At 43.1% G+C, this 25,572-nt stretch carries 23 protein-coding genes; all 23 read left to right on the plus strand.

The window, feature by feature from the left end; all coding sequences use genetic code 11:
* The first annotated feature begins 444 nt into the window (after positions 1-444).
* The 23 genes from N2K84_RS13100 to N2K84_RS13205 all read left to right on the plus strand — a co-directional run bounded on the left by N2K84_RS13100 (position 445) and on the right by N2K84_RS13205 (position 25,572).
* A complete protein-coding gene (locus tag N2K84_RS13100; protein ID WP_111446953.1) occupies positions 445-663 on the plus strand; it encodes a helix-turn-helix transcriptional regulator in 219 nt (72 codons plus the stop codon).
* 12 nt (positions 664-675) lie between these two features.
* Positions 676-2,298 (plus strand): site-specific DNA-methyltransferase, encoded by a 1,623-nt coding sequence (locus N2K84_RS13105; RefSeq protein ID WP_282592275.1) that lies wholly within the window; start codon positions 676-678, stop codon positions 2,296-2,298.
* 12 nt (positions 2,299-2,310) lie between these two features.
* The gene (locus tag N2K84_RS13110; RefSeq protein WP_282592276.1) at positions 2,311-3,414 is read left to right on the plus strand and encodes an AAA family ATPase; all 1,104 of its coding nucleotides are present in this window, start codon (positions 2,311-2,313) and stop codon (positions 3,412-3,414) included.
* Positions 3,411-4,067, plus strand: a complete 657-nt coding sequence (locus tag N2K84_RS13115; RefSeq protein WP_282592277.1) for a DUF4276 family protein — start codon at positions 3,411-3,413, stop codon at positions 4,065-4,067. The genes N2K84_RS13110 and N2K84_RS13115 overlap by 4 nt, the downstream gene beginning before the upstream one ends.
* A 21-nt stretch (positions 4,068-4,088) precedes the next feature.
* A complete protein-coding gene (locus tag N2K84_RS13120; protein ID WP_282592278.1) occupies positions 4,089-6,770 on the plus strand; it encodes a DEAD/DEAH box helicase in 2,682 nt (893 codons plus the stop codon).
* Between the two features lie 226 nt (positions 6,771-6,996).
* Complete coding sequence (locus N2K84_RS13125; protein WP_111446948.1) at positions 6,997-7,410, plus strand: Fur family transcriptional regulator; 414 nt, start codon at positions 6,997-6,999, stop codon at positions 7,408-7,410.
* Between the two features lie 71 nt (positions 7,411-7,481).
* The gene (locus tag N2K84_RS13130) at positions 7,482-7,880 is read left to right on the plus strand and encodes a hypothetical protein (RefSeq protein ID WP_282592279.1); all 399 of its coding nucleotides are present in this window, start codon (positions 7,482-7,484) and stop codon (positions 7,878-7,880) included.
* Positions 7,881-7,944: 64 nt separating this feature from the next.
* On the plus strand, positions 7,945-8,403 hold the full coding sequence (locus N2K84_RS13135; RefSeq protein WP_282592280.1) for a hypothetical protein: 459 nt from the start codon (positions 7,945-7,947) through the stop codon (positions 8,401-8,403).
* A gap of 36 nt (positions 8,404-8,439) precedes the next feature.
* Positions 8,440-12,783, plus strand: coding sequence for a CusA/CzcA family heavy metal efflux RND transporter (locus tag N2K84_RS13140; protein ID WP_282592281.1), 4,344 nt, complete (start codon positions 8,440-8,442; stop codon positions 12,781-12,783).
* A gap of 18 nt (positions 12,784-12,801) precedes the next feature.
* Entirely contained in the window at positions 12,802-14,109 is a 1,308-nt protein-coding gene (locus tag N2K84_RS13145) for an efflux RND transporter periplasmic adaptor subunit (RefSeq protein WP_282592282.1), read from the plus strand.
* Between the two features lie 11 nt (positions 14,110-14,120).
* A complete protein-coding gene (locus tag N2K84_RS13150) occupies positions 14,121-14,450 on the plus strand; it encodes a P-II family nitrogen regulator (RefSeq protein WP_282592283.1) in 330 nt (109 codons plus the stop codon).
* Between the two features lie 111 nt (positions 14,451-14,561).
* Positions 14,562-17,057 (plus strand): heavy metal translocating P-type ATPase, encoded by a 2,496-nt coding sequence (locus N2K84_RS13155; protein ID WP_282592284.1) that lies wholly within the window; start codon positions 14,562-14,564, stop codon positions 17,055-17,057.
* Positions 17,058-17,061: 4 nt separating this feature from the next.
* Entirely contained in the window at positions 17,062-17,856 is a 795-nt protein-coding gene (locus N2K84_RS13160) for a cation efflux transmembrane domain-containing protein (protein WP_282592285.1), read from the plus strand.
* Positions 17,856-18,053, plus strand: a complete 198-nt coding sequence (locus tag N2K84_RS13165; protein WP_282592286.1) for a GDCCVxC domain-containing (seleno)protein — start codon at positions 17,856-17,858, stop codon at positions 18,051-18,053. Before N2K84_RS13160 ends, N2K84_RS13165 begins: the two co-directional genes overlap by 1 nt.
* 437 nt (positions 18,054-18,490) lie before the next feature.
* Positions 18,491-18,724 (plus strand): DUF4248 domain-containing protein, encoded by a 234-nt coding sequence (locus N2K84_RS13170; RefSeq protein WP_111446889.1) that lies wholly within the window; start codon positions 18,491-18,493, stop codon positions 18,722-18,724.
* A gap of 7 nt (positions 18,725-18,731) precedes the next feature.
* The gene (locus N2K84_RS13175) at positions 18,732-19,097 is read left to right on the plus strand and encodes a J domain-containing protein (protein ID WP_282592287.1); all 366 of its coding nucleotides are present in this window, start codon (positions 18,732-18,734) and stop codon (positions 19,095-19,097) included.
* Positions 19,098-19,202: 105 nt separating this feature from the next.
* A complete protein-coding gene (locus N2K84_RS20540) occupies positions 19,203-19,604 on the plus strand; it encodes a DUF3795 domain-containing protein (RefSeq protein WP_428221989.1) in 402 nt (133 codons plus the stop codon).
* Positions 19,605-19,757: 153 nt separating this feature from the next.
* Positions 19,758-22,310: a hypothetical protein gene (locus tag N2K84_RS13180; protein WP_282592288.1), complete on the plus strand. Its 2,553-nt coding sequence runs from the start codon at positions 19,758-19,760 to the stop codon at positions 22,308-22,310.
* Between the two features lie 24 nt (positions 22,311-22,334).
* On the plus strand, positions 22,335-22,994 hold the full coding sequence (locus tag N2K84_RS13185) for a hypothetical protein (protein WP_282592289.1): 660 nt from the start codon (positions 22,335-22,337) through the stop codon (positions 22,992-22,994).
* Between the two features lie 64 nt (positions 22,995-23,058).
* Positions 23,059-23,901 (plus strand): hypothetical protein, encoded by an 843-nt coding sequence (locus tag N2K84_RS13190; RefSeq protein WP_282592290.1) that lies wholly within the window; start codon positions 23,059-23,061, stop codon positions 23,899-23,901.
* 137 nt (positions 23,902-24,038) lie between these two features.
* A complete protein-coding gene (locus tag N2K84_RS13195) occupies positions 24,039-24,437 on the plus strand; it encodes a hypothetical protein (RefSeq protein ID WP_111447049.1) in 399 nt (132 codons plus the stop codon).
* A 21-nt stretch (positions 24,438-24,458) separates the two neighbouring features.
* Positions 24,459-25,235 (plus strand): hypothetical protein, encoded by a 777-nt coding sequence (locus tag N2K84_RS13200; protein ID WP_282592291.1) that lies wholly within the window; start codon positions 24,459-24,461, stop codon positions 25,233-25,235.
* Positions 25,222-25,572: a hypothetical protein gene (locus N2K84_RS13205; protein ID WP_111447100.1), complete on the plus strand. Its 351-nt coding sequence runs from the start codon at positions 25,222-25,224 to the stop codon at positions 25,570-25,572. Before N2K84_RS13200 ends, N2K84_RS13205 begins: the two co-directional genes overlap by 14 nt.

Below are 25,572 nucleotides of genomic sequence, written 5' to 3' on the forward strand. Positions count from 1 at the left end.
GACGGAAGGGTTTCTGAACAAAAAACAGAACCCCTTTCTTTTTGCACTTGAAATCAAGTTTTACAATGCAAAACTGGTTACTTTAGTTACTTTAATTACTTTATTGAGTGATATTAATTGAATACTAACAGATTAGAAGGTGTTTGCCATTAAAGTAACGTTACTTTAGGTTACTTTAAGTTACTTTAAAAAACGGCTAAAGACGATTAGGGTACTTTAATTGAGGCTAGGGTACTTTAAGAACTTTGTAGAAACATGGAGCTTATAAGTTTATAAAACAGCAACTTAACCCCAATAAAGTAACTAAAGTAACTAAAGTTCGGGTAATGTAGGTTTATTTAGGATAAAAACTAGCTCCAAATTATTTTGCAGAGTATTTAGTATTTTCATTTTAGTTTTATAAATTAGCCTCATGGTTAAAAAAATACACGTAATTTGCGTATTATGACTGAACGAAAGCAGATAAACAGGTTGAAAATTGTTCTGGCTGAGCAGAATAAAACAAATAAATGGTTGGCTGAACAGTTGGGAAAAAGCTTAACCACAGTTTCGAGGTGGTGTACCAATGAATCGCAACCCGGTATAGAAACCATGATTGAAATAGCAGCGAAACTAAATGTTGATGCCAGAGAACTGATTGTATCAACCAAACATGAAAAATAACACAAAGCAACAATGCCAACGCTTAATTGGATAGGAAAAGATAAGGTGATTAACCACCACATGGATGTACCATACAAGATTTTAGACCATGTTTACGGATTCGATAATGGAGAGCAAGCCCCAAAGGAAACCAATAGTGGAAACAAAATCATTCATGGCGACAATTTAGAAGCCCTAAAAGCTTTACTGCCTGAATACGAAGGAAAGATAGACTGTATCTACATTGACCCCCCCTACAATACAGGAAATGAAGGCTGGATTTACAATGACAATGTGAGTGACCCAAAGTTTAAGAAATGGCTTGGCAAAGTTGTAGGCAAAGAGGCGGAGGATTTATCAAGGCATGATAAATGGCTGTGTATGATGTACCCTCGTTTAAAATTACTTCATAAATTATTATCTATTGATGGCGCCATATTCATTTCGATTGATGATAATGAGCAGGCTAATCTAAGATTAGTTTGCGATGAAGTGTTTGGAGGAAGAAATTTTATAGATACAATAATTTGGCAAAAGAAGCAATCGCCTCAAAGTGATGCAACCTATTTCTCAGATATGCATGATTATATCATAGTATATGCTAAAAGAACAAAAGCTTACAAAGACGACCCCAATGGATTTACTTTATCTAAATTGGCAAGAACTGAATTTCAAGATAATAGATATAAAAATCCAGATAATGACCCACGAGGAGCTTGGACTTCTAGTGACTATACTTGCAATAAAAATGCAGAAGAAAGACCAAACCTTTATTATCCAATTGTAAATCCCAATACAATGGAAGAGATATGGCCTCAAAAAACCTCCGTTTGGAGATATTCAAAAGAAAGACATAAGGAGAACCTTAAAAAAAATCTGATAACATGGGGTGCTGACGGGAAAGGTAGGCCTCGATTCAAGCGGTTTAAGAATGAAGTTGGTGGTGTTGTTCCTTCGACCTTGTGGTTAAGGGAGTTTGCAGGAGATAACCAAGAAGCTCGGAAAGAATTTAGATCAATTTTTTCTCAACACGAAACAGATTTCACAACTCCAAAACCAACAAAGTTAATAGATAAGATAATAAATATTTCAACGAATAAAAACTCCCTCATTCTCGACTCATTTGCAGGCTCGGGCACAACAGCTCATGCTGTTTTAAAACTCAATAAGCAAGACGGAGGTAATCGAAAATTCATTTTAATTGAAATGGAAGATTATGCCAAAAACATAACAGCCGAAAGAGTAAAAAGAGTTATTATAGGGTATGGCGAAAATGGTAAAAATACAGAAGGTACTGGTGGTAGCTTTGATTATTACCAATTGGGAAAACCCCTTTTCCTTGAAAACGACTTGCTAAACGAAGAGGTTAGCTTTGAGAAAATACGTGAGTATGTTTGGTTTTCGGAGACCCGCCAATCATATAAGGCTGTCAACCAAAAAGAAGAACATCTTTTAGGAGTTAGCAATTCATCGGCGTATTACTTTTATTATTACAAAGACGAACTCACTACTTTGGATGACAGTTTTTTACGAAAAATAAAAATCAAAGCAGAGCAATACATTATTTATGCCGACAACTGTGTGCTAGATGACAGTTTGATGCAGAAATATCATATTACGTTTAAGAAAATCCCAAGGGATATAACCCGGTTTTAAACCTGAACAGTTATGATTGAATATATTGAAATAAAAGGTTTTAAATCAATAAAGCATTTAGAGTTGGAACTAAAACCAATCAATGTGTTTATTGGAAGCAATGGTGCTGGGAAGAGTAATTTCGTGTCATTTTTTAAGATGGTACATGCCATTTTTAATCAGCAATTGCAACGATATGTGATTGAAGAAAAAGCAGACAACATCCTCCACTTTGGTCGGAAAATAACGGAGACGGTGTTTGGTAAAATGATTTTTACCGAAGATGCGCAAAACAATAATGCTTATCTGTTTAAGCTGGCTCAAACAAAAGATGGTGGATTATTTATTGCCCATGAAGCATCTGGGTATAATGTAGAAAGGACTGATAATTCAAAAGGATATTATGGAACTTCAGATATTCAAGAATCGAATATTCCAAGTTCGAATTCATTTCGAAATAACTATCTGAAAAAGTATTTATCCAATATTCAAATTTATCATTTTCATGATACATCGGCCACATCAATGCTTCGGCGTGAATGCGATATAAATGACAACGACTCATTAAAATCCGATGGACGCAATCTTCCGGCTTTTCTCTACTTTTTGCAAGAGGAACATCCTAAACTGTTTACTCGACTTGAGAAAACGATAAAGTCAATTGCCCCCTATGTCGAAAAATTGATTCTGCAACCTAAAAAACTGAATAAAAACGAAATAGAATTGCGTTGGATTGAGAAGGGCGACCCCAATTCAAGTTTTAATGCTTATCAGTTTTCTGATGGCACATTGCGTTTTATTGCGCTGGCAACGGTATTAATGCAACCGGAGCCGCCCAAAGTAATCGTCATTGACGAACCCGAATTGGGTTTACATCCTCAGGCCATAACCAAACTTGCAGCCCTTATTGAGATGGCATCTGGCAAAACGCAACTAATCATCTCAACCCAATCGGTAAATCTGGTCGATTGCTTTAAAACAAGTGATATTGTTACCGTTGACCGAAGCACCATAGAAAATCAATCCATATTCAAACGCCTAGATGAAGATAAGTTAAAAGGTTGGCTGGAAGAACACACCCTTGGCGAATTATGGGAACGAAATATTATTAACTCTGCTCAACCTTTTTCAAAATGAAGAGAATTATAATAATTGGTGAAGGGCCTACTGAGCAATTATTCTGCAATGATGTTTTGCAACCAGTCTTTAATGCTCATGACATATTTTTGGAAACGCCCAAAATTAAAAAGTCGAAAGGAGGCATAGTTGCTTGGGAGCATCTGAAAAAGCAAGTTGAACTGCACCTTAAAGATACAGGTGTTTATGTCACTACCTTAATCGACTATTATGGCATACATCCCTGTCACGCATTTCCGAAATGGGAAGAAGCAAAAGCAATTGTAAATAAAAGTGATAGAATAACATTTCTTGAGAATGCTATACTTGAAGAAATTGATGAATCAATACGAAATAGATTTATTCCATATATCCAGTTACACGAGTTTGAAGCATTACTTTTTAGCGACATTTCTGTCATCGCAAGTAATTTTAAATCCGATGAACTTAGCGACTATGCCTATCTTTTAGAGACTGATAAAGCTTTTAGTAATCCTGAGAATATAAACGATGGAAAAACAACCGCTCCGTCAAAAAGGTTGGATAGAATTATTGATGATTACAGTAAGGTGGTATATGGTTCGTTGTTGGCACAGGAAATTGGTCTGGAAAAAATTCGGGAAAAATGCCCACGTTTTAACAATTGGATTGAACGGTTATTAACAATTGAATAGTAACGACAAACTCATAGAAAAGTGGAATTAAAACCATATCAACAACAAGTAATCAACGACTTAGACAAGTTTCTTGAATATTTAAACACCTTTCAGGATTCTGCAAAAGCGTTTAATCAATTTTGGGAAGATAAAGTAGGGAAATACCAAGCCAACTTAGATGGCTCCTATTCAGGCATGCGCCCTTACAAAAACAATATTCCGGGAGCTACACATATTGCTATCAAAGTCCCTACAGCAGGGGGCAAAACTTTTATTGCTTGTAATGCACTTCATTCAATTTTCAAGTCGTTTGATGTTACAAGACCCAAAGCGGTCGTATGGTTGGTTCCTTGGTCGAATCTTTTGCAGCAAACAGCCGGACATCTATCAAACCCTACACATCCTTACAGAGAGAAACTGAATGCTCTATTTGGCAATCGGGTCGAAGTCTTTGAAAAAGAGGAATTATTACAGGGCGCCGGATTTAATCCAACCTCGGCAAAAGAACAGCTGAATATTTTTGTATTCAATTTCAGCAGCATCCGAATTAATTCAACAAAAAAGGATGACCGTAAGGTATATGAGCAAAATGGAGCTTTAGAACAATTTCGGGGTTTTGTTGATAAGGATTTAGTGATTGATGACACTGATGAAACGGCTTTGATAAATGTGATACGGTCATTAAATCCTGTTGTCGTTGTTGACGAAAGCCACAATGCCGAAAGCGTATTAAGTGTGGAGATGCTGAATAATCTGAATCCCTCTGTAGTTTTGGATTTAACAGCAACTCCTAAAGAAAACAGCAACATCATCAGCTTTGTAAATGCAATGGCTCTCAAGAAAGAGCACATGGTAAAGCTTCCGGTAATTGTTTACAATCACCATAAAAAGGAAGAGGTAATTACCAGTGCTTTGCATTTACAACGACAACTGGAGTTGCTGGCCATTGAGGAAGAAAAAGTGACAGGCAAATACATCCGCCCTATCATTCTGTTCCAAGCGCAATCGAACATTAAGGGGAAGGACAACACAACCTACATTCACATCAAAGAGCAATTAACGAAACTGAGGATTCCCGAAGAGCAAATCAAAATCAAAGTGAGTGGTTTGGATGAGTTAAAGGGTATCAATCTGATGGCCAAGGATTGCGAAGTTCGTTATATTATTACTGTCAATGCGCTTAAAGAAGGATGGGATTGTCCCAATGCCTATATCTTGGCTTCATTGGCCGATAAGTCATCAGCAGTGGATGTGGAGCAAATACTCGGTCGTGTTCTCCGCCAACCACATGTAACCAAGCACCAAAGCCCATTGCTTAACCTTTCATTTGTATTATCAGCAAGTTCCAAATTTCAGGAGACCTTAGATAATATTGTGAAAGCCTTACAAGATTCAGGCTTTAGCAAAGAGGACTATTATGCTGAAGAAGAGCCTGAGGTTGAATTGACCAACAATGAGGTACTACAACAAGAGCTATTTGGAACAAGCCCGGTGTCTTCTGGTAATTCAGAAGATGGTAAGGTTCCTGTTGACGAAATTAACATTGAAGAAATTGATTTTGACCCAAATGTCGAGTTGGATTCCAACCAGATAGGAAGTACAACTGATATTGTTAAGCAAATTACTCAAAAGGGCGAATCAGAGGGTAAATCATTCGAGCAAAAAGCAGAGTCCTACACAGAAGATAATACTGACTATTTATTACGGGAAATGGGTAAACAGCCAAAGAAATATAGAATTGAAGACCCTTTTGTTGATGTGGTAAACGACTTGGCAATTCCTCAGTTCTATCGAAAAGTTCCGGCAGATGAACTGCATGACACCATCATGTTTGAGGAATTGAAGCAGGAGGAGCAATTATTGAACCGCAACAGTCTTTTAAAAGGGTTTAAACTTGCTTCAAAAAGCACCGAAATCAATTTCGATGACACAGATACAGAAGTATTTCAGGTGGATTACAACGAATCGAAGCATACTGCAACAAAACAGAAAGTTTCAATTAGAGCAAAAGCCATTCTTGTTGATACAATTCTGTCAAAGCCCAAAGAGACTCAGATTAAAGACATCACACAGCTCATCGTCCGTAAATTGGGTGACATGACCCCTATTTCGCATGAAGACATAACAAAGTATGTGACCCGTGTTTTTGAGGATTTGCACAACGACCAGATACGAGACATTATCAACAATGAATTCTTGTACATCAGCAAGATAAAGGCAAAAGTAAAAGAACTTGAATCGGAATACGCAAGAGAGCAGTTTCAAAAGCTTTTAGACACCAATAATATCTTGGTAAAACCAAGCTTTAAGTTCCCCAATGAATTAACTCAAATAAGCCCAAGCAGTGCCATTGACAAGTCGCTTTACGAAGCAGAAGCCTCAATGAATGGGTTTGAGCAGGAAGTAATCATGAATATTGCATCTCTTGAAAATGTGGTGTTCTGGCACCGGAATATTGAGAAACGAGGTTTTGCCCTAAACGGATTTGAAAGCAACCATTATCCTGACTTCATCATTTTCACCAGAAATGGAAACCTGATTCTCATTGAAACAAAGGGAGACTATTTGGATAACGATGAAAGTCGAGCCAAAAACCTACTTGGTAAAAAGTGGGCAGAAAAAGCCGGAGATAATTTCAAGTATTTCATGGTGTTTCAAAAGAAGGAAGTGCCCGGTACTTATACGGCACAGTCAATTACAGAGATTGTTAGGATGTTGTAATTTAATCAGCAAAATAATGAGGAACAGAATCTGGGCATAATTAACACAAGCTAAACACAATGCCGAATTTGCTACACTCTATTCAGATAGGCAAAGAACGATTCTTCGCATTTTTAATATTGGAATATTAGCCTTTTCATCTGCTGGCATTATGGGCTGGAAACTTTGGCAACATTTACCATTAATGGCTTGAATTATTAACGCACTGTTTTTTGTAATCTTGCAAATGAAAGAAGATATTGACAAACAACTCCAAACCCGGAACATCAAACCAACTTCTATGCGACAGTTGGTTTTGCAGGTCTTGACTGAACAAAAAACAGCCATAAGTTTACCGGAGCTGGAAAACAAATTTGAAAAGGCGGACAAGACCACATTGTACCGAACGCTTAAAACTTTTGTAGAAAACAAGCTAATTCACAGCATCGATGATGGCACGGGTTCGGTAAAATATGCTTTGTGCCAAGAAGCCTGTGAATGCCACCCCGAAGACCTTCATGTTCATTTTTTATGTACCGTTTGTGGGCAGACTTATTGCCTTACAGATGTAGCCGTTCCCAAAATTAATTTACCAGCCAAATTTCAACTAGAAAGTGTGAACATGGTAGTGAGAGGGGTGTGTCCCAGCTGCGACAAATAAACTTTGCAACCCGGTTGCATCAACTTTTTTATATCTTTGGCGTTATATAATTGATTAATCTTTAGAAGCAGGTGAATTTTAAAGGACAACATATAGAAAGGATATTTACCTTTTTGGCTGGGCTGATTATATTGGCTCATACTGTTGTGCCGCATCATCACCATTTTGAGATTTCGCACTCATCTGAAGAGGAATCGGCCTGTGAGTTGCCTGTTCATGGGCAAAATCAGGAAAAGCCAGACACACATTGTCACGCATTTAATATTCTGGTATCAGAAAGGACTAGCACCATATCTTTAAACAAGTCTTTATCTGACCATCTCAATTTTTTCACAGCTGGAGTTGTAATTCAAATCGAAACTCCACCTGTAATCGACATTTCCACAACCTTTTTGGGCAACCATGCCATTTTCAAAAAACAATATTTCTATACCGCCCACTTACTTCGGGCACCTCCTGCAATTGCTTAACTTTTGTTTCAATTAACAGGCCGGCAAAACAGCTGGTCTGCATGTTTATCTTAATCTTTTTGACATGAAAAAGAAGAAGTTAAGCAAGCATCAATTACGGGAAAAACAGGAAATCGAGGACAAAAAGTTTAATCGAACACTGATTATCAGTTTTAGCATATTGATAGTTGTCACATTTTCTGTTCTGACTTTCTACACCTATGGCTGCGATACCAGGTTTCTGTATCACAAATGGGCTTGGTATGGTAAGGAAATTCCGGGTGAATGGGCTTGTATGAATGGCAATAATTTAACGATGCATAAATCTTCAAAAGTCGCTTATAATAAAAAGGCATACTATTTCTGTAGCCAGGAATGTTTCAATCACCTAACAAAACACTTTGCAGAAGTTGGGATGGTTCCCGATGCTTTTTCAGGCGATTCAATCAACAAAGCCGATGCCTTAATCGGGTTAAAAGAAAAAGGAAAACCTGAATTGGCTTACTTTAAAAATCAGCAAACATTTAAAAAGTATTATGAGTAGGATAAATAGAGTTTTAATAAATAAAATCAATATCAAATGATAAACAGAATCATATCTTTTTCAATAAAGAACAAAGCCCTCATTGGTTTAATGACCATAGGACTTATCATCGGGGGTATCTGGTCGATGACCAAAGTGCCATTGGATGCTGTTCCCGACATTACCAATAACCAGGTGCAGGTAATTACCACCGCACCCAATTTGGGAACCGAAGACATAGAGCAGTTTGTAACCTATCAGGTGGAACTTTCGGTGGCTAACTTGCCGGGGGTTACCGAAATCCGCTCTGTTTCACGGTTCGGATTGTCAGTGGTAACAATAGTATTTGAGGATAATATGGGGACATACCTTCCACGACAGCTGGTGAGTGAGGCATTGGCCGAAATTAAGGAGAACATCCCTGAAGGATTTGCCGAGCCGTTTATGGCTCCCATTAGTACCGGATTGGGTGAGATTTACCAGTACACCCTCGAAGTACAACCCGGCTATGATACCATTTACGATGACATGGAACTGCGCACCATGCAGGAATGGATTGTAAAACGCCAGATGGCAATGGTTCCGGGCGTAGTTGAAGTAAACTCCTTTGGCGGGCGGGGCAAACAATACGAAATTTCTATAAACCCCGATAAACTTCGTAGCATGAACCTCACCATTGCCGACATTTTCGAGGCTTTGGAAGATAATAATCAGAATACGGGAGGGGCTTACATTGAGAAAAATTTTCAAGCCAACTTTATCCGTGGCGAAGGTTTGATGCGTTCGCTCGATGACATCCGCAATACCCCTGTTGCCAATGTAAACGGGCAACCTGTTTTTATACGTGATGTGGCTGAAGTAAAATATGGCAGTTTTGTTCGCTATGGGGCATTTACCAAAAATGGTAAAGGTGAAGCCGTAGGAGGTATTGTAATGATGCTTAAGGGCGAAAACTCCAACGATGTCATCAAGGATGTGAAGGAACGTATGGCCTTAATTCAAAAATCGTTGCCGGAAGGTGTGAAAATTGAATCTTTCCTCGACCGCAGCAAACTGATAAAAAGCACCACATCCACTGTAGCCGAAAACCTTTCACTGGGGGCGCTCATCGTAATCTTTGTCCTTGTCATCTTTTTGGGCAATTTACGGGGCGGTTTGCTGGTAGCTTCTACCATACCGCTTGCCCTGCTCTTTTCGTTTATCATGATGAAAGTTTTTGGTGTTTGGGCAAACCTGATGAGCCTCGGGGCTATCGACTTTGGGATTCTTGTCGATGGGGCGGTAATCATCGTGGAAAGCATGATTTTTTACCTGCACCGGAATGAATTTATCGGGAAAAAACTGGGGCTGCCCCAACGCAACGAAATTGCCTACAATTCAGCCAGTAAAATGATGAACTCCGCATTTTTCGGGCAGCTGATTATCCTTATTGTTTTTATTCCTGTACTGGCATTGCAGGGTGTGGAGGGCAAAATGTTTATACCCATGGCCATGACCTTTGGTTTTGCCGTGTTGGGTGTGATGGTGCTGTGTCTTACCTACATCCCTATGATGGCAGCACTTTTCCTGAAACCTCCGAAAACAGATAAAAAAACCTGGGGAGAGAAATTTATTATAAAGCTTGAAAACCTGTACGAACCGGTAATTGCCTGGGCTTTACGCAAAGGTAAGCTTGTATTGGGAATTGCCTTGGTGCTCTTAATTTCCGGAGGATTCCTTTTCTCACGTATGGGAGCCGAATTTATCCCTCAGTTGGACGAAGGCGATTTTGCTTTTCAGGCTTTCCTGAAGCCCGGAACATCGCTATCTGAGGTAGAAAAAGCCTCTACCCGTATTGAACAGATAGTATTGGAAAATTTTCCGGACGAGATAGAATCCATTCAAAGCCGTATTGGGGTGGCTGATTTACCTACCGACCCCATGCCGATTGATATTGCCGATATATTTGTCATTCTCACACCGGAAGATGAATGGACAAAGGTTGAATCAAAACAGGAACTGATTGATAAGGTAAAAGAAAAGGTAAGTGTTTTGCCCGGTATAAACTACGAATTTACCCAGCCAATCGAGATGCGGTTCAACGAGCTTTTAACCGGAATTCGTGAAGATGTGGCTATTAAATTGTACGGTGATGACCTGAATATGCTGGCTGATAAAGCCGAAGAAATTTCCGGTTTAATTGCAGGTATTGAAGGCATTGAAGGCATAAAAGCCGAAGCAACCCGTGGGCTGCCTCAAATAACGGTAAAATACAACCGTACCAAACTGGGGCAGTACGGGTTAAAAATAAAAGACCTGAATACCGTGGTAGAGACTGCTTTTAGCGGTGGCGTTGCCGGGGTTATCTATGAAGGTGAACGTATGTTCGACCTTGTGGTTCGACTTGATGAAGCACACCGACAGAGTATTGACGACCTTCGGAATTTATTTGTGAATACTCCCGATGGAAATCAGGTTCCCCTAAAGGAAGTAGCTGAAATCAGCTATCAACCCGGCCCGATGCAAATTAGCCGCGACAATACCAACAGGCGTACTTATGTAGGTATTAACGTGGAAGGCAGGGACATTAAATCGCTGGTAGAAGAAATTCAACAGACGCTCGATGAAAAACTGGAACTGCCTTCGGGTTATTACATTCGCTACGGTGGTGCTTTTGAAAACCTCGAACGAGCATCAAAACGTCTTACTCTGGTTGTACCGCTTGCGTTGGCATTGATATTTATGCTTGTTTTCTTTGCCATTAAATCGTTTAAACAAACCCTGATGATTTATGTGGCCATTCCTTTTGCAGCAGTGGGGGGTATTTTTTCGCTTTACCTGCGCGATATGCCTTTCAGTATTTCGGCAGGAGTCGGCTTTATTGTACTCTTTGGTGTGGCAGTATTGAACGGGCTGGTTTTGATAAGCGGTTTTAACGAGTTGAAAGAAGAAGGAAAACTCAGTATTGGCGAAATTATTAAACAGGGTTCCCTTCGCCGGATACGCCCTATATTCCTGACTGCATCAACCGATATACTGGGTTTCCTGCCTATGGCTATTTCCACCTCAGCAGGGGCAGAAGTGCAACGCCCGCTTGCCACCGTGGTTATTGGCGGCATGTTAACATCAACACTTCTAACACTGGTTGTGTTGCCCATACTTTACAAGATGGTTGAATCAGGAAAAACCAAACTGAAAGTGCCAAAACTCAATACCACGGTAATAGCCGTTCTGCTCATCATAGTCGGTATTGGTGCTTCAGGCACCCTGAAAGCACAGGAAAATTCAGTTACCCTTGAGCAGGCAATTGAACGGGCAAAAGAAAACTACCCTTCGTTAAAAGCAGCTTCGCTCGATGTGGAGAAACAAAAAGCCCTGAAAGCTACAGCTTACGATTTGGGCAATACGTCCATCTACACCGGTAAAGAGGAAACCGGAAACGGAGCGGTGGGTATTCAAAACCAAATTGGGATAACACAATCGGAAATTGACCTGTTTGGCATACCTGCCAAAACAAAACTGAATAAATCACGTACCGGCCTTGCTGTTTCAAAACTTGAACTGACAGAGAATGAACTGGTCAGAAACGTGAGCCTTGCATGGTACAGGTCACTGGTTGCAAAAAAGCAAACAGAATTGTACAATCAGCTCGACAGTATTTATACCAATTTTCTGAAAGCTGCCGAATTGCGGTTTAAAACCCAGCAAACATCCAAAGTAGAGTACCTTTCTGCCTCGGCTAAATACAAAGAGTTAATGGTGAATATGAAACAGGCTGAGAGCGAATACCTGGCATCGCTGCAAATTCTGAACCAGTACCTGATGTACCCCGGCGGTGTAGAAATTACAGATGCCGGACAAGAGTGGGGTAAATCGATTCATGCTGCCTTTTCAGGTGATTCGTTAAACAATGTTCCTTTATTGAATTATTACAGGCAGCAGCTTGATGTTTCAGAAGCAGAGTGGAAAGCCGAAAAAGCAAATTTTTTACCTAAACTCGATTTGGGGTACTCGCGGCAATCGGTCGATGGTACTTCTGGTTTTTATGGTTGGGAAGCAGGTGTTTCCGTTCCTTTACTGTTCTTTTCCCAGTCGGGAAAAACAAAAGCCGCCCATATAAATTACCAGATTACCGGACAGGAATACAAGCAAAGGGAATTGGAGCTGAATGCCTCTTACAAGGAACTTTTAAGCCGTTACAGGGTAATGAGCGAGGTGCTGGAATATTATAGAAACGAAGCCCTTCCGCTTGCTGCCGAGCAAATTGAAGCTGCAAATCTTGGTTATCGTCTTGGAAACCTCAATTATATCGAGTTTATCCAAAACACCGAATCAGCCATAAAAACAAGGCAGGAATATTTATCACGGCTATCAGATTTCTTCGAAATTAAGGAGCAATTGGAATACATAACAGGTCAATAATTTTAAAAACAGATAAAAATGAAAACGAAAATATTTTTAGCACTTCTTGCAGTAGTAACGCTCATGTCGTGCAACAGCAACAAAAAGGAAAACAGTGAAGCCGGGGAACATGCAGAGCATGAAGGCCCCGAAGGTGTGGTAATGCTGAACGAACTTCAGCGTGAAGCCTTAAATCTGCAATTGGGTAATTTTCAAATGCGAAACCTTACCACACTGGTAAAAACAAACGGACAACTTGAAGTACCACCTGCTGCCAGTGCTGATGTTACGGCCATTATTGGTGGAAATGTAAAAGAAATAAAGGTTTTTCACGGCGATAAAGTAAATAAAGGTCAGGCGTTGGCCATACTGGAGCATCCTGATTATATTGTCCTTCAGGAAGAATTTGCCGAAACAGCCAACAAACTCGAATTTCTTGAACAGGAATATGCCCGTCAGAAAGAACTTTTCGAAAATAACGTGGGTGCAGGTAAAGACTTCCAACAGGTAAAATCGGAATACAACACAGCCAAAGCACGTTACGAAGGTTTAAAATCAAGGCTTCAACTGCTCAATCTTTCGCCCGATAAAGTAAAAGAAGGAAGCATTTCAAACACCATTTCCATACTTTCACCCATCAACGGCTTTGTTAATGATGTGAATATTAAGGTGGGAACCTATGTCGATGCCAAAGACCAGCTTCTTAGCATTACCGACAACCGGGAAATACATGCCGACTTTATGGTGTATGAAAATGATGTACACCTTATAGAAAACGGGCAAAAAGTTGATTTTACCGTTTCCAACCGTCCGGGCGAGGAATTGAGTGCAACCATTTTTGCCATCGGCAAAGAATTTGAACCCAACACCAGGGCAGTACACATCCATGCACGCCTCGATAAAAATCCGGGCAACCTGATTCCGGGCATGTATGTTTCGGGGCATATCCACACCGATGAAAATAACACCCGAACCCTTCCTAACAATGCTGTGGTTGCCGAAGGAACTAAATCCTATATCTTTATTTTGGATGAATCGGTTGAAGCAGAAAAACATGAGGGGCATGTAGACGAAGCAGTAGCAGAAAACGAAGAAGGACATGAAGGACATGAACATGAGGCTGAAGAAAACCATGAGGAACATGAGGGCGAAGCAGGACATGAAGACGAAAACGATAGCCATGTAATGGCTTTCCGAATGGTAGAGGTCATCACTGGAAAGCAGGACGGAGGCTACACCGAAATAAAGTTGCTCAGTCCATTATCTGATGATACTCAAATTGTAATGAATGCAGCCTATTATCTGCTGGCCGATATGAAAAAAGAAGAAACAGAACATGAACATTAAAAATTAAGACTATGAAAGAAATAAAAGCATTTATACGCCCCAATAAAGTGAACGACATTGTACACCATCTAAAAGATGCAGGTTTTGAAAACATGACCATTTCATCGGCAGAAGGTACCGGAAAATTACAGGATGAGGATGCCTTTGTGTCCCAAAAATTTTCCATTACCGACAGCGAAGTGGCCAAACTGGAACTTGTAGTCAGTAAAAACGAGGTGGACAAAGTCGTACATATTATATCGGAATTCGGGCAAACCCTGAATCCTGGTGATGGTTTAATTTATGTTTCTGATGTTGAGAAAGCTTACCGGGTAAAAACAGGATTGGAAAACGGGTTGTAAAAAATTGAAAAGGTTGCTGCAAATCTGATTTTGATTTATGGCAGCCTTTTCATTACCTTAGGTTTTGCCAATAGTAATATTGATTATTTTCATCGTTAATATAAAAGGAACATGAAAAAGCTACAGATAGAAATACCACTCATCCTGCCCGAAGTACCTGACGAAAAAGACCAATGTGTTCAGGAGCTTATCTCACTGCTTCAGGAGCAAAAAGGACTGGAAAAAGTTCACGTTTCAGAAGCTGCTGAAAATGGCGTACCCCAGCTCTGTTTTCACTATGACCCGGAATTGATTTCCATTGACCGCGTACGTTCAATTGCCCGGCAAACCGGGGCGTCCATCACCGAAAAAACCGGGCACAAGCTCATCGGGGTAGAAGGCATCCGCCACCCGCGCCATGCGCGCAGTATCGAGCACAACCTGCTCAGCCTAAACGGCATAATTGAAGCATCGGTTTCTGCCTCGGGAATGGTACGGACTGAATTCGACACAAGAAAAATTGATGAAGCAGCGATAGTTAAAGCCTTACGAAAAGAAGGCCTTGGCATAACCGATACTGCTTTAGAAGCCGGGAAATATCTTCGCGGCACCAAAGAAACGGAGAAAGTGCAGAAAGGCAAGAAGCCTGAACACGAAGAAAAAGAAGGGGAAGAAGATGAACATGCCCATGGCGGCCTTTTAGGTAAAAATACGGAGTTGATTTTCTCTATCCTTTCGGGAATATTACTGGCCATTGGTTTTGGCCTCTCTTTCGTGGATGCAGTCCCATCGTGGATTAGCTTATCGCTGTACATCGGAGCGTATTTCTTTGGTGGTTTTTATACAGCCAAAGAAGCCATACAAACCATTGCCAAAGGTGGTTTTGAAATTGATTTTCTCATGTTGGTGGCAGCCATAGGGGCAGCTATCCTGGGTGAATGGGCAGAAGGCGCTTTGTTGCTGTTCCTCTTTAGCATGGGGCACGCTCTGGAGCATTATGCCATGAACAAAGCCCGCAAATCAATCGCGGCTTTGGCCGACCTGGCGCCCAAAACAGCCCTGCGGAAAAAGAACGGGAAAACTGAAGAAGTAGGGATTGAAACCCTTGAAATTGGGGATATTATCGTGGTGCGGCCCAACAGTAAAATTTCGGCAGATGGTGTTGTGGTCAACGGCGAAAGCAGCGTGAACCAGGCCCCCATCACGGGCGAAAGTGTACCGGTAGATAAAATGCCTGTGGATGACCCGGAGAAGGACTACTCCAATGAAAAAGATATCAGTGATAAAAACAGGGTTTTCTCAGGTACAATCAATGGCAACAATACGTTGGAAGTTAAAGTTATAAAGGAAGCCAGCGATTCCACCCTCTCCCGTTTGGTAAAACTTGTAAATGAAGCCCAAACGCAGAAATCGCCAACACAACGGTTTACCGATAAATTCGAGAAATATTTTGTGCCCTCTGTTTTGGGTTTGGTCGTGTTGTTGCTTGGGGCTTTTTTGGTTATTGATGAAAATTTTAGCGACAGCTTTTACAGGGCAATGGCCGTTCTGGTAGCCGCCAGCCCTTGTGCCCTGGCCATTTCCACACCCAGCGCAGTGCTGAGCGGGGTTGCCAGGGCTGCAAAAAGCGGCGTACTTATTAAAGGAGGACGGCCGCTGGAAGACTTGGGAGTTTTAACCGCCCTTGCTTTCGATAAAACAGGAACCCTTACCGAAGGCAAGCCAAAACTCACTAAAGTAATCCCGCTGAACAATATCGATGAGAATGAATTGCTAAAAATGGCCATAGCCGTAGAAAACCTGAGTGACCACCCGTTGGCAAAGGCGGTGGTTAGGGACGGCAAAACACGCTTGAAAGGAGATAATATTCCCGAAGCCAAAGACCTTGAAGCCGTTTTGGGAAAAGGAATAAAAGCAACACTGGGTGAAGACAAAGTTTATATAGGAAACCTGGAACTGTATGAAGCACTTGATGACAAAAAGCCTTCGGAGGAAATTACAGAAAAAGTAAAAGCTCTTGAATCTGAAGGGAACACCACCATGCTTGTTCGCCGGAATAGCGATTATGTGGGCATCATCGCCTTAATGGACACACCGAGGGCAGAAGCAAAAAGCACGCTGGAACAATTAAAGAAACTCGGAATCAAACGCATGGTCATGCTCACAGGCGACAACCAAAAAGTGGCGGATGCCGTGGCCAAAGAAATAGGCCTGACCGATGCCTGGGGCAGCCTGTTGCCGGAGGAAAAAGTAGATGCCATAAAGAAATTGAAAGAAAAAGAATCAAAAGTAGCGATGGTAGGTGATGGGGTAAATGATGCCCCCGCAATGGTCCACAGCACCGTTGGCATAGCCATGGGTGCGGCCGGTTCGGATGTAGCACTCGAAACCGCTGATATTGCCCTAATGGGCGACAAACTGGAAACCCTTCCATTTGCTATTGGCCTGAGCAGAAAGGCAAAAGGTATAATAAAACAGAACCTTTGGATTAGCCTGGGTGTCGTAGCGATACTTATTCCTTCAACTATCCTTGGTTTGGCCAGCATTGGTATTGCCGTACTCATTCACGAAGGTTCAACCCTTGTTGTGGTATTTAATGCATTAAGATTATTGGCATACAAAAAATAATAATATGCAAAAGAGTTTATTTCACATTCCCAAAATGGATTGCCCTTCCGAGGAAGCCCTTATCAGGATGAAACTTGAAGGGCTTTCCGCTATTAAAAGTTTGGTGTTCGATATTGAAAACCGAAAACTCACCGTTTTTCATTCCGAAGAAAACCCGGAAATAGAAAAACGACTGAAAGAACTCAATTTAGGCGCTGAACACGAAGAAACAATTGTTGCCAAACAGGATGAATTCAAGGACAATTCATCAGTACTATCCAAACTCCTTTGGACGGTGCTGATAATCAATTTTGTTTTTTTTATTATTGAAATCACCACGGGTTTTATTTCTAAATCGATGGGATTGGTTGCCGATTCGTTGGATATGTTAGCCGATTCCTTTGTATATGGATTAAGCTTATGGGCAGTAGGCTCAACAGTTTTACGAAAAAAAAGAGTTGCTCGTCTAAGCGGTTACTTTCAACTATCATTAGCCCTTTTAGGTATAATAGAAGTAACCAGACGGTTTATTGGTTCAGAAGCCATGCCTGATTATCGAATAATGATTGGCGTTTCAATCCTTGCATTAATAGCAAATGCAGCATGTTTATATATTCTACAAAAATCAAAAAGTAATGAAGCACACATGAAGGCAAGTATGATTTTTACCTCCAATGATGTTATAATAAATGGAGGTGTAATTCTTGCAGGGTTTTTGGTTTTACTTACTCAATCAAAGTATCCTGATTTGATAGTTGGTTCAATTGTGTTTTTGATTGTAGTAAGGGGTGCTTTTAGGATACTAAAACTTGGAAAATAATGAAGCCAATTATTCTAAAGTCTATTATTACATGCCCGAAATGTCGTTTCCAAAAAGAAGAAACTATGCCTGATAATGCATGTCAATTCTTTTATGAATGTGAAAATTGCAAAACCATACTAAAACCAAGGCAGGGAGATTGTTGCGTGTTTTGTTCGTATGGTTCAATTATATGCCCAGTATCCACAAAAAAATAAAACATTACTATTTTTCACTTTCGTAGTTTCTATTTTTCTATATCTTAGCTACGCTATCCGTCAAGGGTATAATTGGAAAATTATGCCCCACATACTCGATTATTGCCTGCAAGCAAGTCCTATTTCGGGGCTTTTAGTTGTTTGCATCCACCAATCACACCGAACACTTTCGATTTTTAGTGCCAATTCCGGCAAAGTCCACCAAAGTATCTCAATTTTCCGGCAAAGCAGGATAATTCAGGCTGGTTATACCCTTCAAAATCGGGTCTGCCCTAAAAAGCATTTGAATTATCCTGTGGAAGCACCCAAAAGCATTTCGAACATCCTCAAAAGCCCTGAAAAGGAAGAAAAAGCAGTGTCAAAGCACTTGACAAACCTGCATTTTCAAGCTTTTTCAGGGCTTTTTGCATTGTATTCACCGCTTAATCCGACAAGCTATGACCTTCCGTAGAACCGTATTGAAGCAGGATTTGGTAAAAAAGCTGTACCCGGACAGCATCTCCATTAGAAGTGCCTTGCAGTTACTGCGCAATGAAATCGACCTATGCCCGGAATTAAAGGAACGAATCAGCCGAGCTGGCCACATGCGCAAGCACACCTACAATTTTGAGCAGTTGCGGCTCATTCTGGAACACTTTAGCCTCACTCCCGAAGATTACAACCAATTATAACAGACGCATGAACTATTTTCAGAACATCACCGACTTGGAACAGGCCAAGCAACGATACCGCACCTTGGCCAAAGAACTGCACCCGGACAAAGGCGGTTCAGTACTCCGGTTTCAGCAGATGCAGGAAGAATACAAAACCCTGCTATTGGAACTGCAACGCAAGCAGGTAGCCCCTACCGGGCAAAACACTCCCCAGCAGTCGGATATAATGGCAGAGCTGGGCAAACTAGCTAAAGTCCTCATCCAGAAACAAGTCCCCCAGCGATACCTGCAAGAGAAAATCAAAAAGAGCCAATCCCCACCAGAAAGAATTCTCTTCAATGGGTTAATCAGCATTTTAAATGGTTTTGTAAAAGCAAAAGAAGACGATTGAAAACCGATATGCTTTTGATATATCGTTTTTTAACTCGAAATTTAAAGGCACAAAAATTCATCGTAGTGGTAATACAAAGTTTTCTCATGGGATTGTAGGATGAAGATGCCATCTAAAATAGACGATTACTTTTTCGCTCCCTGCGGTATAAATTGCATGGTTTGCTATGTCCATCTGAAGGATAAGAAACCCTGTGCTGGTTGCTTGGGGGAAGATGTTTCTAAACCTGAACGTTGTAAGTCTTGTAAAATAAAAAATTGTGCCACCGAAAAAGGATTTAAACATTGTTTTGAATGTCCAGATTTTCCTTGCGTTCAGATAAAAAATCTGGACAGGAGTTACAGGAAACGGTATCATATTAGCCTAATTGAAAACAGTAGAAAAGTTCAAGAAATCGGACTTGTCGCTTTTCTATCAATCGAGCGAGAAAAATGGACATGTGGCGAATGCTCCGGTGTTATTTCACTTCACGACGCTGAATGTTCCCATTGCCACAAAAAATCCTAATACAACTGCCAATTAGTACGATTATCTCCTGAGAAGATGAGCAATTGAAAATGCAAAAAATTGCCATTAATGCACACCACAAAACACTAATAACCACCACCAGCCAATAACGGCCAAACCCTTACGTGCCTGCTATTTTAAGTTTGCTTCCCTATGGAATCAAGCACAAAGAAAATAGTAGGCACATTGGCCGTTGTGGCAGCCATCGGAGGCGGGTTTTACCTGTTTACCAAAGGCAAAAAACTACTGGCCGGGGCAAAGATGAACTTCGCCCTGTTGGGTTTCCGCATCCATAAGCTCACGTTACAGGAAGTCCAGTTTGCGGTCAAGCTCCGCTGTTACAACCCCACCAACGCACCCATTACCCTTGCCATCAATCAGGTGGTAGCCAAATACAAGGGTTCCGACATTGCCTATTCCACCCCCGATATTAAAGGACTGACCATTCCAGCCGGACAAACCAAAGAGCCGGAAATCACCTTTCAAGTGCCTTACCTGAACCTCATGGGTAAAGGCTTGTCAACGGCTGTACTCCAAAACACCCAACAGCTCAAGGCCGATATGACCTTCACGCTCACCCTCAGCATCAACGGGGAAACCATCACCACTACGCAAAATTTAACAGACGAGAATATGAACGGACTAGCATCGGGACAACTCGGTATTGTATCCGGTCCACGCAATACAAAAGACGGACGACAGTTCAACCACCTGATAAAAAGGGCTGCCGGAGCCAGTACCTTTATCAAGAACGGCAGTGTGCTGGAGACGGTGGAGAGCTGCATCAACATCATTGCCGACCACTACCGCGAAGTCGAGGAACTGGCCGCAAAACTTAAAGCGGATTCGGTAAAAGAGACCTGCCGCAACATTTTCAATTTTGCATACACCTACCTGCAATACCAAAAGGACGAGGACGGAACCGAACAGCTCCGCACACCAGCCCGAAGCTGGTTGGACGGGCAGATTAAGTTCAGACAACAGGGAAACACCGATTCAGGAATCGACTGCGATGATTACAGCATCTTTTGCGGCTCCATCCTCAAATGTCTGGGCATCCCCTTTAAGTTCCGCATCACCAAGTATGACGGCAAAAGCTACTACCAGCACATCTATGTGATTGTTCCGGCACAGGGCGACAGCGAAGATGAGATTGTCATTGACCCGGTACTTTCTAAGTTCGACTACCAGAAGCCATACAGCTATGAGAAGTCCGACTTCAATATGTCGCCCCTGCAAATGCTCGGTGGCCTTCGTGGCATCAACGGACTGACCGGAACGCTGGGGCTGGGCTTGCCCATTTACGCCCTCTCCGGTCTGGATATGGCTGGCGGACGGATTGCCGATGAAGACCACACCGAACTTATGGCCATCATTTCAGGGGTTGACTTTGATGATGCCATCAACGGGCTTGGCAGTGCCGATGATGCCACACTCAACTACCTGACACGCACCCGTGACTTCCTTCTGAAAAGCAAGGAGAACAAGGGCAAGATGTCGCACATCCAGAACCCCGACCAGTTCATCAGCATGATTGACCAAGCCATCAAGTTCTGGAACACGCCACAACGTGACCAAGTGCTGGACAAGCTGGCAGCCATTGAAGACAAGCTGGCCAAGAGCGGCTTTATCAAATACGATTCGGAGGCCATGCAGGGATTGGCAGAGCTTGACGATTTGGACGAAGAACTGGATGGTTTAAACGGCCAAAGAAGCCTAGGCGGCTTTTTCAAGTCCCTCAAACGCATTGGCAAGAAGGTGGGCAAAGGCATTAAAAAAGGAGCCAAAGCCGTTGCCAAAGTCGGCAAAAAGGTGGTAAAAGCCATCGTTCGCTTTAACCCACTCTCCATTGCTATTCGCAACGGACTACTGGCGGCCATGCGCCTGAATATGTTCGGCATTGCCAAGAAGTTGCAATACGCCTTTTTGCCAGATAATCTGGCCGCAAAGCACAACATTGACCCACAGAAGCTGGCCGACTTGAAAAAGCGCTATGCCAAGGTAAGAAAGCTCTTTGATGGCTTACAGGGCAAAGAAAAGAACCTGCGCTCCGCCATTTTGAAAGGGGCAAAACAAAAAAGCCCGGACTTTTCGGTGAAAGGGGTTCATGGCATTGTGGCCGGATTGCAGGGCTTGGAAGCCATTGGCCAGTTGGCCGAATTGGGCAGTCTGGGCGTTGCGGCCACCGCAGCATCGGTGGGTGCAGCAACAGGGGTGCTGGCAAAAATCAAGAGCTGGCTCCAGCCAGTTACCAACATCTTCAAAAAAACCAAAGAGAAGATTGTCGCCCGTAAGCAAGCCAGACAACAGGCAACGCAGGCACAGCCGCAACCGCAAGCCTTGCCGCAACCCCGGAACATCATCGACACCAGCGAGGCATTCACAGAGAACCTCACACCAATAATGCCGATTGCGCCAGTTGCGCCTACGACCAGTTACACCATCCCCAGCCTTAGCCCGGCAAATGCCAACACACCGTATTTGCCATCGCCCACCCCCACGAATATGGCACGCACGCCCACAGCGGTCAGCCCGACCAAGGGCATCAGCAAGGGAGCCAAAATGGGCATTGGGTTGGGACTGGCCGCACTCATCGGAACCGGGGCTTACTTCATGTTCCGGGACAAGGGCAACAAACCCAAGACAACCACCTCCCCCAAGGAAACGCCCAATAAGAAATCGTTGGGGCGCATAGAACTCAGTTAAAACCAGTACTTAAATTTTATAAACATGGCAGTAAGAAAAAAGACTTCGAGAACCCCGACCACTTCGGCACGGGCAACCAAGATTGACTTTATGAAAGCCACCAACAACATTGGAAAACCCGTTGCTGCCATAGCAGGGTTTGCCGTTGGCAAGTATGCTTTGAAAAAGTTATCGAAAAGCCAGACCGTTACCGGGCTGATGGGAACAGATATGAAGGATTACATCCTTCCGGCAGCCGTCACAATGGGGGGTTTGATTGGTACACAGTTCACCAAGAACGAATACATCCAGCTGGGCTTGGTAGGTGCGGCAGGTGCAGGCGTGGAGGCCATCATCAAGAAAGCCACCGGAAAGACCATCCTGCAAGGATTGGAGGGCTTAATCGGTGACGAGGAAACCCCCGATTTTGAGGATATGAGCGGCCTTCGTGCCCTGAACCCGGTTACCCAAGCCCTTCCGGCAGCCGATATTGATATCGAGCGGGAAATCCAACGCTCGGTATCGGGTGCTGCGGACTTCTCCATGTCGGACGAACCCGTGGGTAACATCACCGCTGATTATTCCATGTCGGATGACCCTATCGGAAATATGGATTATTCGGATGATGTGGTTGGCTCACTGGCCAAAATCAATCCAGACAGCATGGACTTCGACATCTTTTCGGGCGACATGATGGAATCCTAAAGCCTTGGGGCAAAGCAATTCAACACAGTAAACCAATTATTAAAAACACAAAAAAGTAAAAATCATGGCAGACATTAATGAGCAGAATGATTTGTACCCTTCAATGGAAGAAATTGAAGGTTTGGAAATAGCGATTCTCAACAAGGAAGAGGACGCTTTGGAGAGGGACGAAGACCAAGACGATGCCGTTGAAGGCATTGGCGACTTGGGACGTGCAAGGCGAAAGCAAAAGCGTCAGGTGCGCAGGGTCAAACGCAGCGTAAGCCGCAAGAATGCGGTGAAGCGTTCGTACAATGCCGGGGCGAAAAGCACCGCAGTCAAAACGGGCTTGACCCGTGACTTGACCTCCAAAGGCCAGTTTGAATTGCGCCGCCAGCAGTTGCCCCCTGAAATCCAGAAGGCCTTGAAGGATGCCCGGATGCAGACGGTGGATGCGGCCATCTACACCATTAAGAGCATTAAAGACCGCTCGGACATCGACCTGATGGAAGCATCGGACGATAAGAAGACTGGCCGCACCAACCTGAACCGGGCGCAGTTGGATTCGGGAAAGTATTTCCTGTTGACCGACATCGTGCTGGAATACGCCCACGGCTCTTCGGAAGACGACAACGACCCGGCTGATTACTCCTTCGGACAGTTCGCCTTTCCTCCGCAGATGATTAACGGAACCTTTGAGATGACTTTGGGAACCAAGGTGATTCTACCGGAAATCTCATGTGCCGTGTTCGATGACAGCGATACCAACAAGCGCAAGTTCCTTTACAAGCTGGCCAACCCCAAATGGTTGAAGCCCTCGATGGACATCACGCCCAAGCTGAACATGCCCAAGGCGGTGACCGGGGACAAGGTATTTAACCCAGCGGTGAAGATTACCTTGTTGGGAACCATGACCGAGAAAGCGTAGAACCATCCTGTTTGCCGTCGGAACAAAGAGAAAAACCATACTAAACTTTGGCTCTGTGATGACCGCAAACGATGCGTCCATAAATCTTCAGGGACGGTGATTAAAGCCGTCCCTTTTTTCTAAAACCAATTCAAGCAATGGAAACAAAAGAGATAAAAACGCCCAGCCCCATCAAGAAGCTTCAGGTCATCAAGTTTGAGGTGAAAAAAGGCCAGACCTATGAGTTTAACGGTAACACCAAGACCGAACACGACCGCATCAAAGGCATCTTCCTTCGTCTTTCCAACCCCAATGCTTTGCAGGGCGCCACGCTCCGGGTATGGATTGATGATACCGAGATTATCCCTGACGATACCGAAGTCGCCCTGCTGCACCACAACGATGACCTCTCCATTCAGGATGTGGCCTTTCCCTTGGATGAGAAAGCCAAGAACAGCCCCGTTCGCATCATCTACAAAGACGACAGTGCCAACCTTGCCGTGGCCGACAGCTACCACGTTAGGGCTTACCTGCTGGCCGAAGTAAGCAAGAAGTAACCTTTCAATCCCCTCCAAGAAATGAAACGATACTTTGTCATCACCCACCAGTCGCAGCACAACGGCCATTTGAACGTGCAGGACTTACTCCCTGCATCGTGCAAACTCATTACCGGGGTGACGGTCGTTGCCACGGTGAAGCAAGCCGGAGAGATGGAAGACACCACCCGTGAATTGGTCTTTCCACAGGCGTTGATTACCAACCTGACCAAGCTGGACAGCATCGCCGGGCTGTTCTATTCCTACCTGCGCACCCGCTCCAGTGAAGCGGAAAGCCGTGAGTATTTTGATGCTTCCATCTTACCGGAGATTACCAGCGTGTTGGCTCAAAACATCCTGTACACCTGTTTGGATGCCACTCAGCAACAACAGTTGACCGACAACCTTTCGCAGCTCTTTCTGTCCGGGTTTGCTGATTACCTCTACAACGAAGTGGGGCTTTACGAGAAAGGCAAAGGCATGAGCAATACGGACTTTGCCGATTTCATAGCCCAGCACATTTTGATGTTTGCCTACCTGAAAAAGGAAGAGGTTTTCTTTCATACCAAACAGGCATACAAGCAACCCGAACCATACGAGTGTGGCAACATCAGTCTTTTAATCAACGGGAACAGCTTTTTGCTCCGGGATTACATGTTGACGGCCAACCGCAAGGTGCGCAACCTCAAAAAGGAGATTATCCCTTTCCACGAGCCTCTGGAGGTGAACTCCAACATCCACACGGTTTTTAAAAGCAACAAAAACAGCGATGGCAGCACCCTGACCATTAGAATCTATATCGAATATGAACACAAGTGAGCTACTCCATACCATCGCCAAAGACCGCATTGCCGGACTACGAACCATTGACAGCTACCAGCTAAAGCCCGTGGTGGTCAATGTGACCAAGGCCGACCAGACCATCGACCTGAAAAACGACATGTGGATTCTCAACACCCAAAGGATTCCGGCATCCATCACCGGGCTGGAGCTGGTCAGCAGCGACAACGTGTTCACGGCCACCCCCGATGAATACGAGTTCATGGATGAGTACCGCTATCAGGTTTTTACCGATTACATCGACATTAGAACCGAAACGGATGAGTTCAAGCCCTTCCGGCTGGAATTTGTAAAGATTATCCCTCACCGCAATTGA

It is taken from the genome of Gaoshiqia sediminis, from assembly GCF_025907915.1.
In the GTDB taxonomy this organism is placed as follows: Bacteria; Bacteroidota; Bacteroidia; order Bacteroidales; family Prolixibacteraceae; genus Gaoshiqia; species Gaoshiqia sediminis.

What these genes read in the sequence shown, in the direction of transcription:
- N2K84_RS13180 (WP_282592288.1), top strand. Translation starts at nt 19,758, where the DNA reads ATGGAATCAAGCACAAAGAAAATAGTAGGCACATTGGCCGTTGTGGCA.
- N2K84_RS13170 (WP_111446889.1), top strand. Translation starts at nt 18,491, where the DNA reads ATGACCTTCCGTAGAACCGTATTGAAGCAGGATTTGGTAAAAAAGCTG.
- N2K84_RS13115 (WP_282592277.1), top strand. Translation starts at nt 3,411, where the DNA reads ATGAAGAGAATTATAATAATTGGTGAAGGGCCTACTGAGCAATTATTC.
- N2K84_RS13185 (WP_282592289.1), top strand. Translation starts at nt 22,335, where the DNA reads ATGGCAGTAAGAAAAAAGACTTCGAGAACCCCGACCACTTCGGCACGG.
- N2K84_RS13100 (WP_111446953.1), top strand. Translation starts at nt 445, where the DNA reads ATGACTGAACGAAAGCAGATAAACAGGTTGAAAATTGTTCTGGCTGAG.
- N2K84_RS13140 (WP_282592281.1), top strand. Translation starts at nt 8,440, where the DNA reads ATGATAAACAGAATCATATCTTTTTCAATAAAGAACAAAGCCCTCATT.
- N2K84_RS13200 (WP_282592291.1), top strand. Translation starts at nt 24,459, where the DNA reads ATGAAACGATACTTTGTCATCACCCACCAGTCGCAGCACAACGGCCAT.
- N2K84_RS13175 (WP_282592287.1), top strand. Translation starts at nt 18,732, where the DNA reads ATGAACTATTTTCAGAACATCACCGACTTGGAACAGGCCAAGCAACGA.
- N2K84_RS20540 (WP_428221989.1), top strand. Translation starts at nt 19,203, where the DNA reads ATGCCATCTAAAATAGACGATTACTTTTTCGCTCCCTGCGGTATAAAT.
- N2K84_RS13165 (WP_282592286.1), top strand. Translation starts at nt 17,856, where the DNA reads ATGAAGCCAATTATTCTAAAGTCTATTATTACATGCCCGAAATGTCGT.
- N2K84_RS13195 (WP_111447049.1), top strand. Translation starts at nt 24,039, where the DNA reads ATGGAAACAAAAGAGATAAAAACGCCCAGCCCCATCAAGAAGCTTCAG.
- N2K84_RS13155 (WP_282592284.1), top strand. Translation starts at nt 14,562, where the DNA reads ATGAAAAAGCTACAGATAGAAATACCACTCATCCTGCCCGAAGTACCT.
- N2K84_RS13160 (WP_282592285.1), top strand. Translation starts at nt 17,062, where the DNA reads ATGCAAAAGAGTTTATTTCACATTCCCAAAATGGATTGCCCTTCCGAG.
- N2K84_RS13150 (WP_282592283.1), top strand. Translation starts at nt 14,121, where the DNA reads ATGAAAGAAATAAAAGCATTTATACGCCCCAATAAAGTGAACGACATT.
- N2K84_RS13125 (WP_111446948.1), top strand. Translation starts at nt 6,997, where the DNA reads ATGAAAGAAGATATTGACAAACAACTCCAAACCCGGAACATCAAACCA.
- N2K84_RS13205 (WP_111447100.1), top strand. Translation starts at nt 25,222, where the DNA reads ATGAACACAAGTGAGCTACTCCATACCATCGCCAAAGACCGCATTGCC.
- N2K84_RS13145 (WP_282592282.1), top strand. Translation starts at nt 12,802, where the DNA reads ATGAAAACGAAAATATTTTTAGCACTTCTTGCAGTAGTAACGCTCATG.
- N2K84_RS13135 (WP_282592280.1), top strand. Translation starts at nt 7,945, where the DNA reads ATGAAAAAGAAGAAGTTAAGCAAGCATCAATTACGGGAAAAACAGGAA.
- N2K84_RS13105 (WP_282592275.1), top strand. Translation starts at nt 676, where the DNA reads ATGCCAACGCTTAATTGGATAGGAAAAGATAAGGTGATTAACCACCAC.
- N2K84_RS13110 (WP_282592276.1), top strand. Translation starts at nt 2,311, where the DNA reads ATGATTGAATATATTGAAATAAAAGGTTTTAAATCAATAAAGCATTTA.
- N2K84_RS13190 (WP_282592290.1), top strand. Translation starts at nt 23,059, where the DNA reads ATGGCAGACATTAATGAGCAGAATGATTTGTACCCTTCAATGGAAGAA.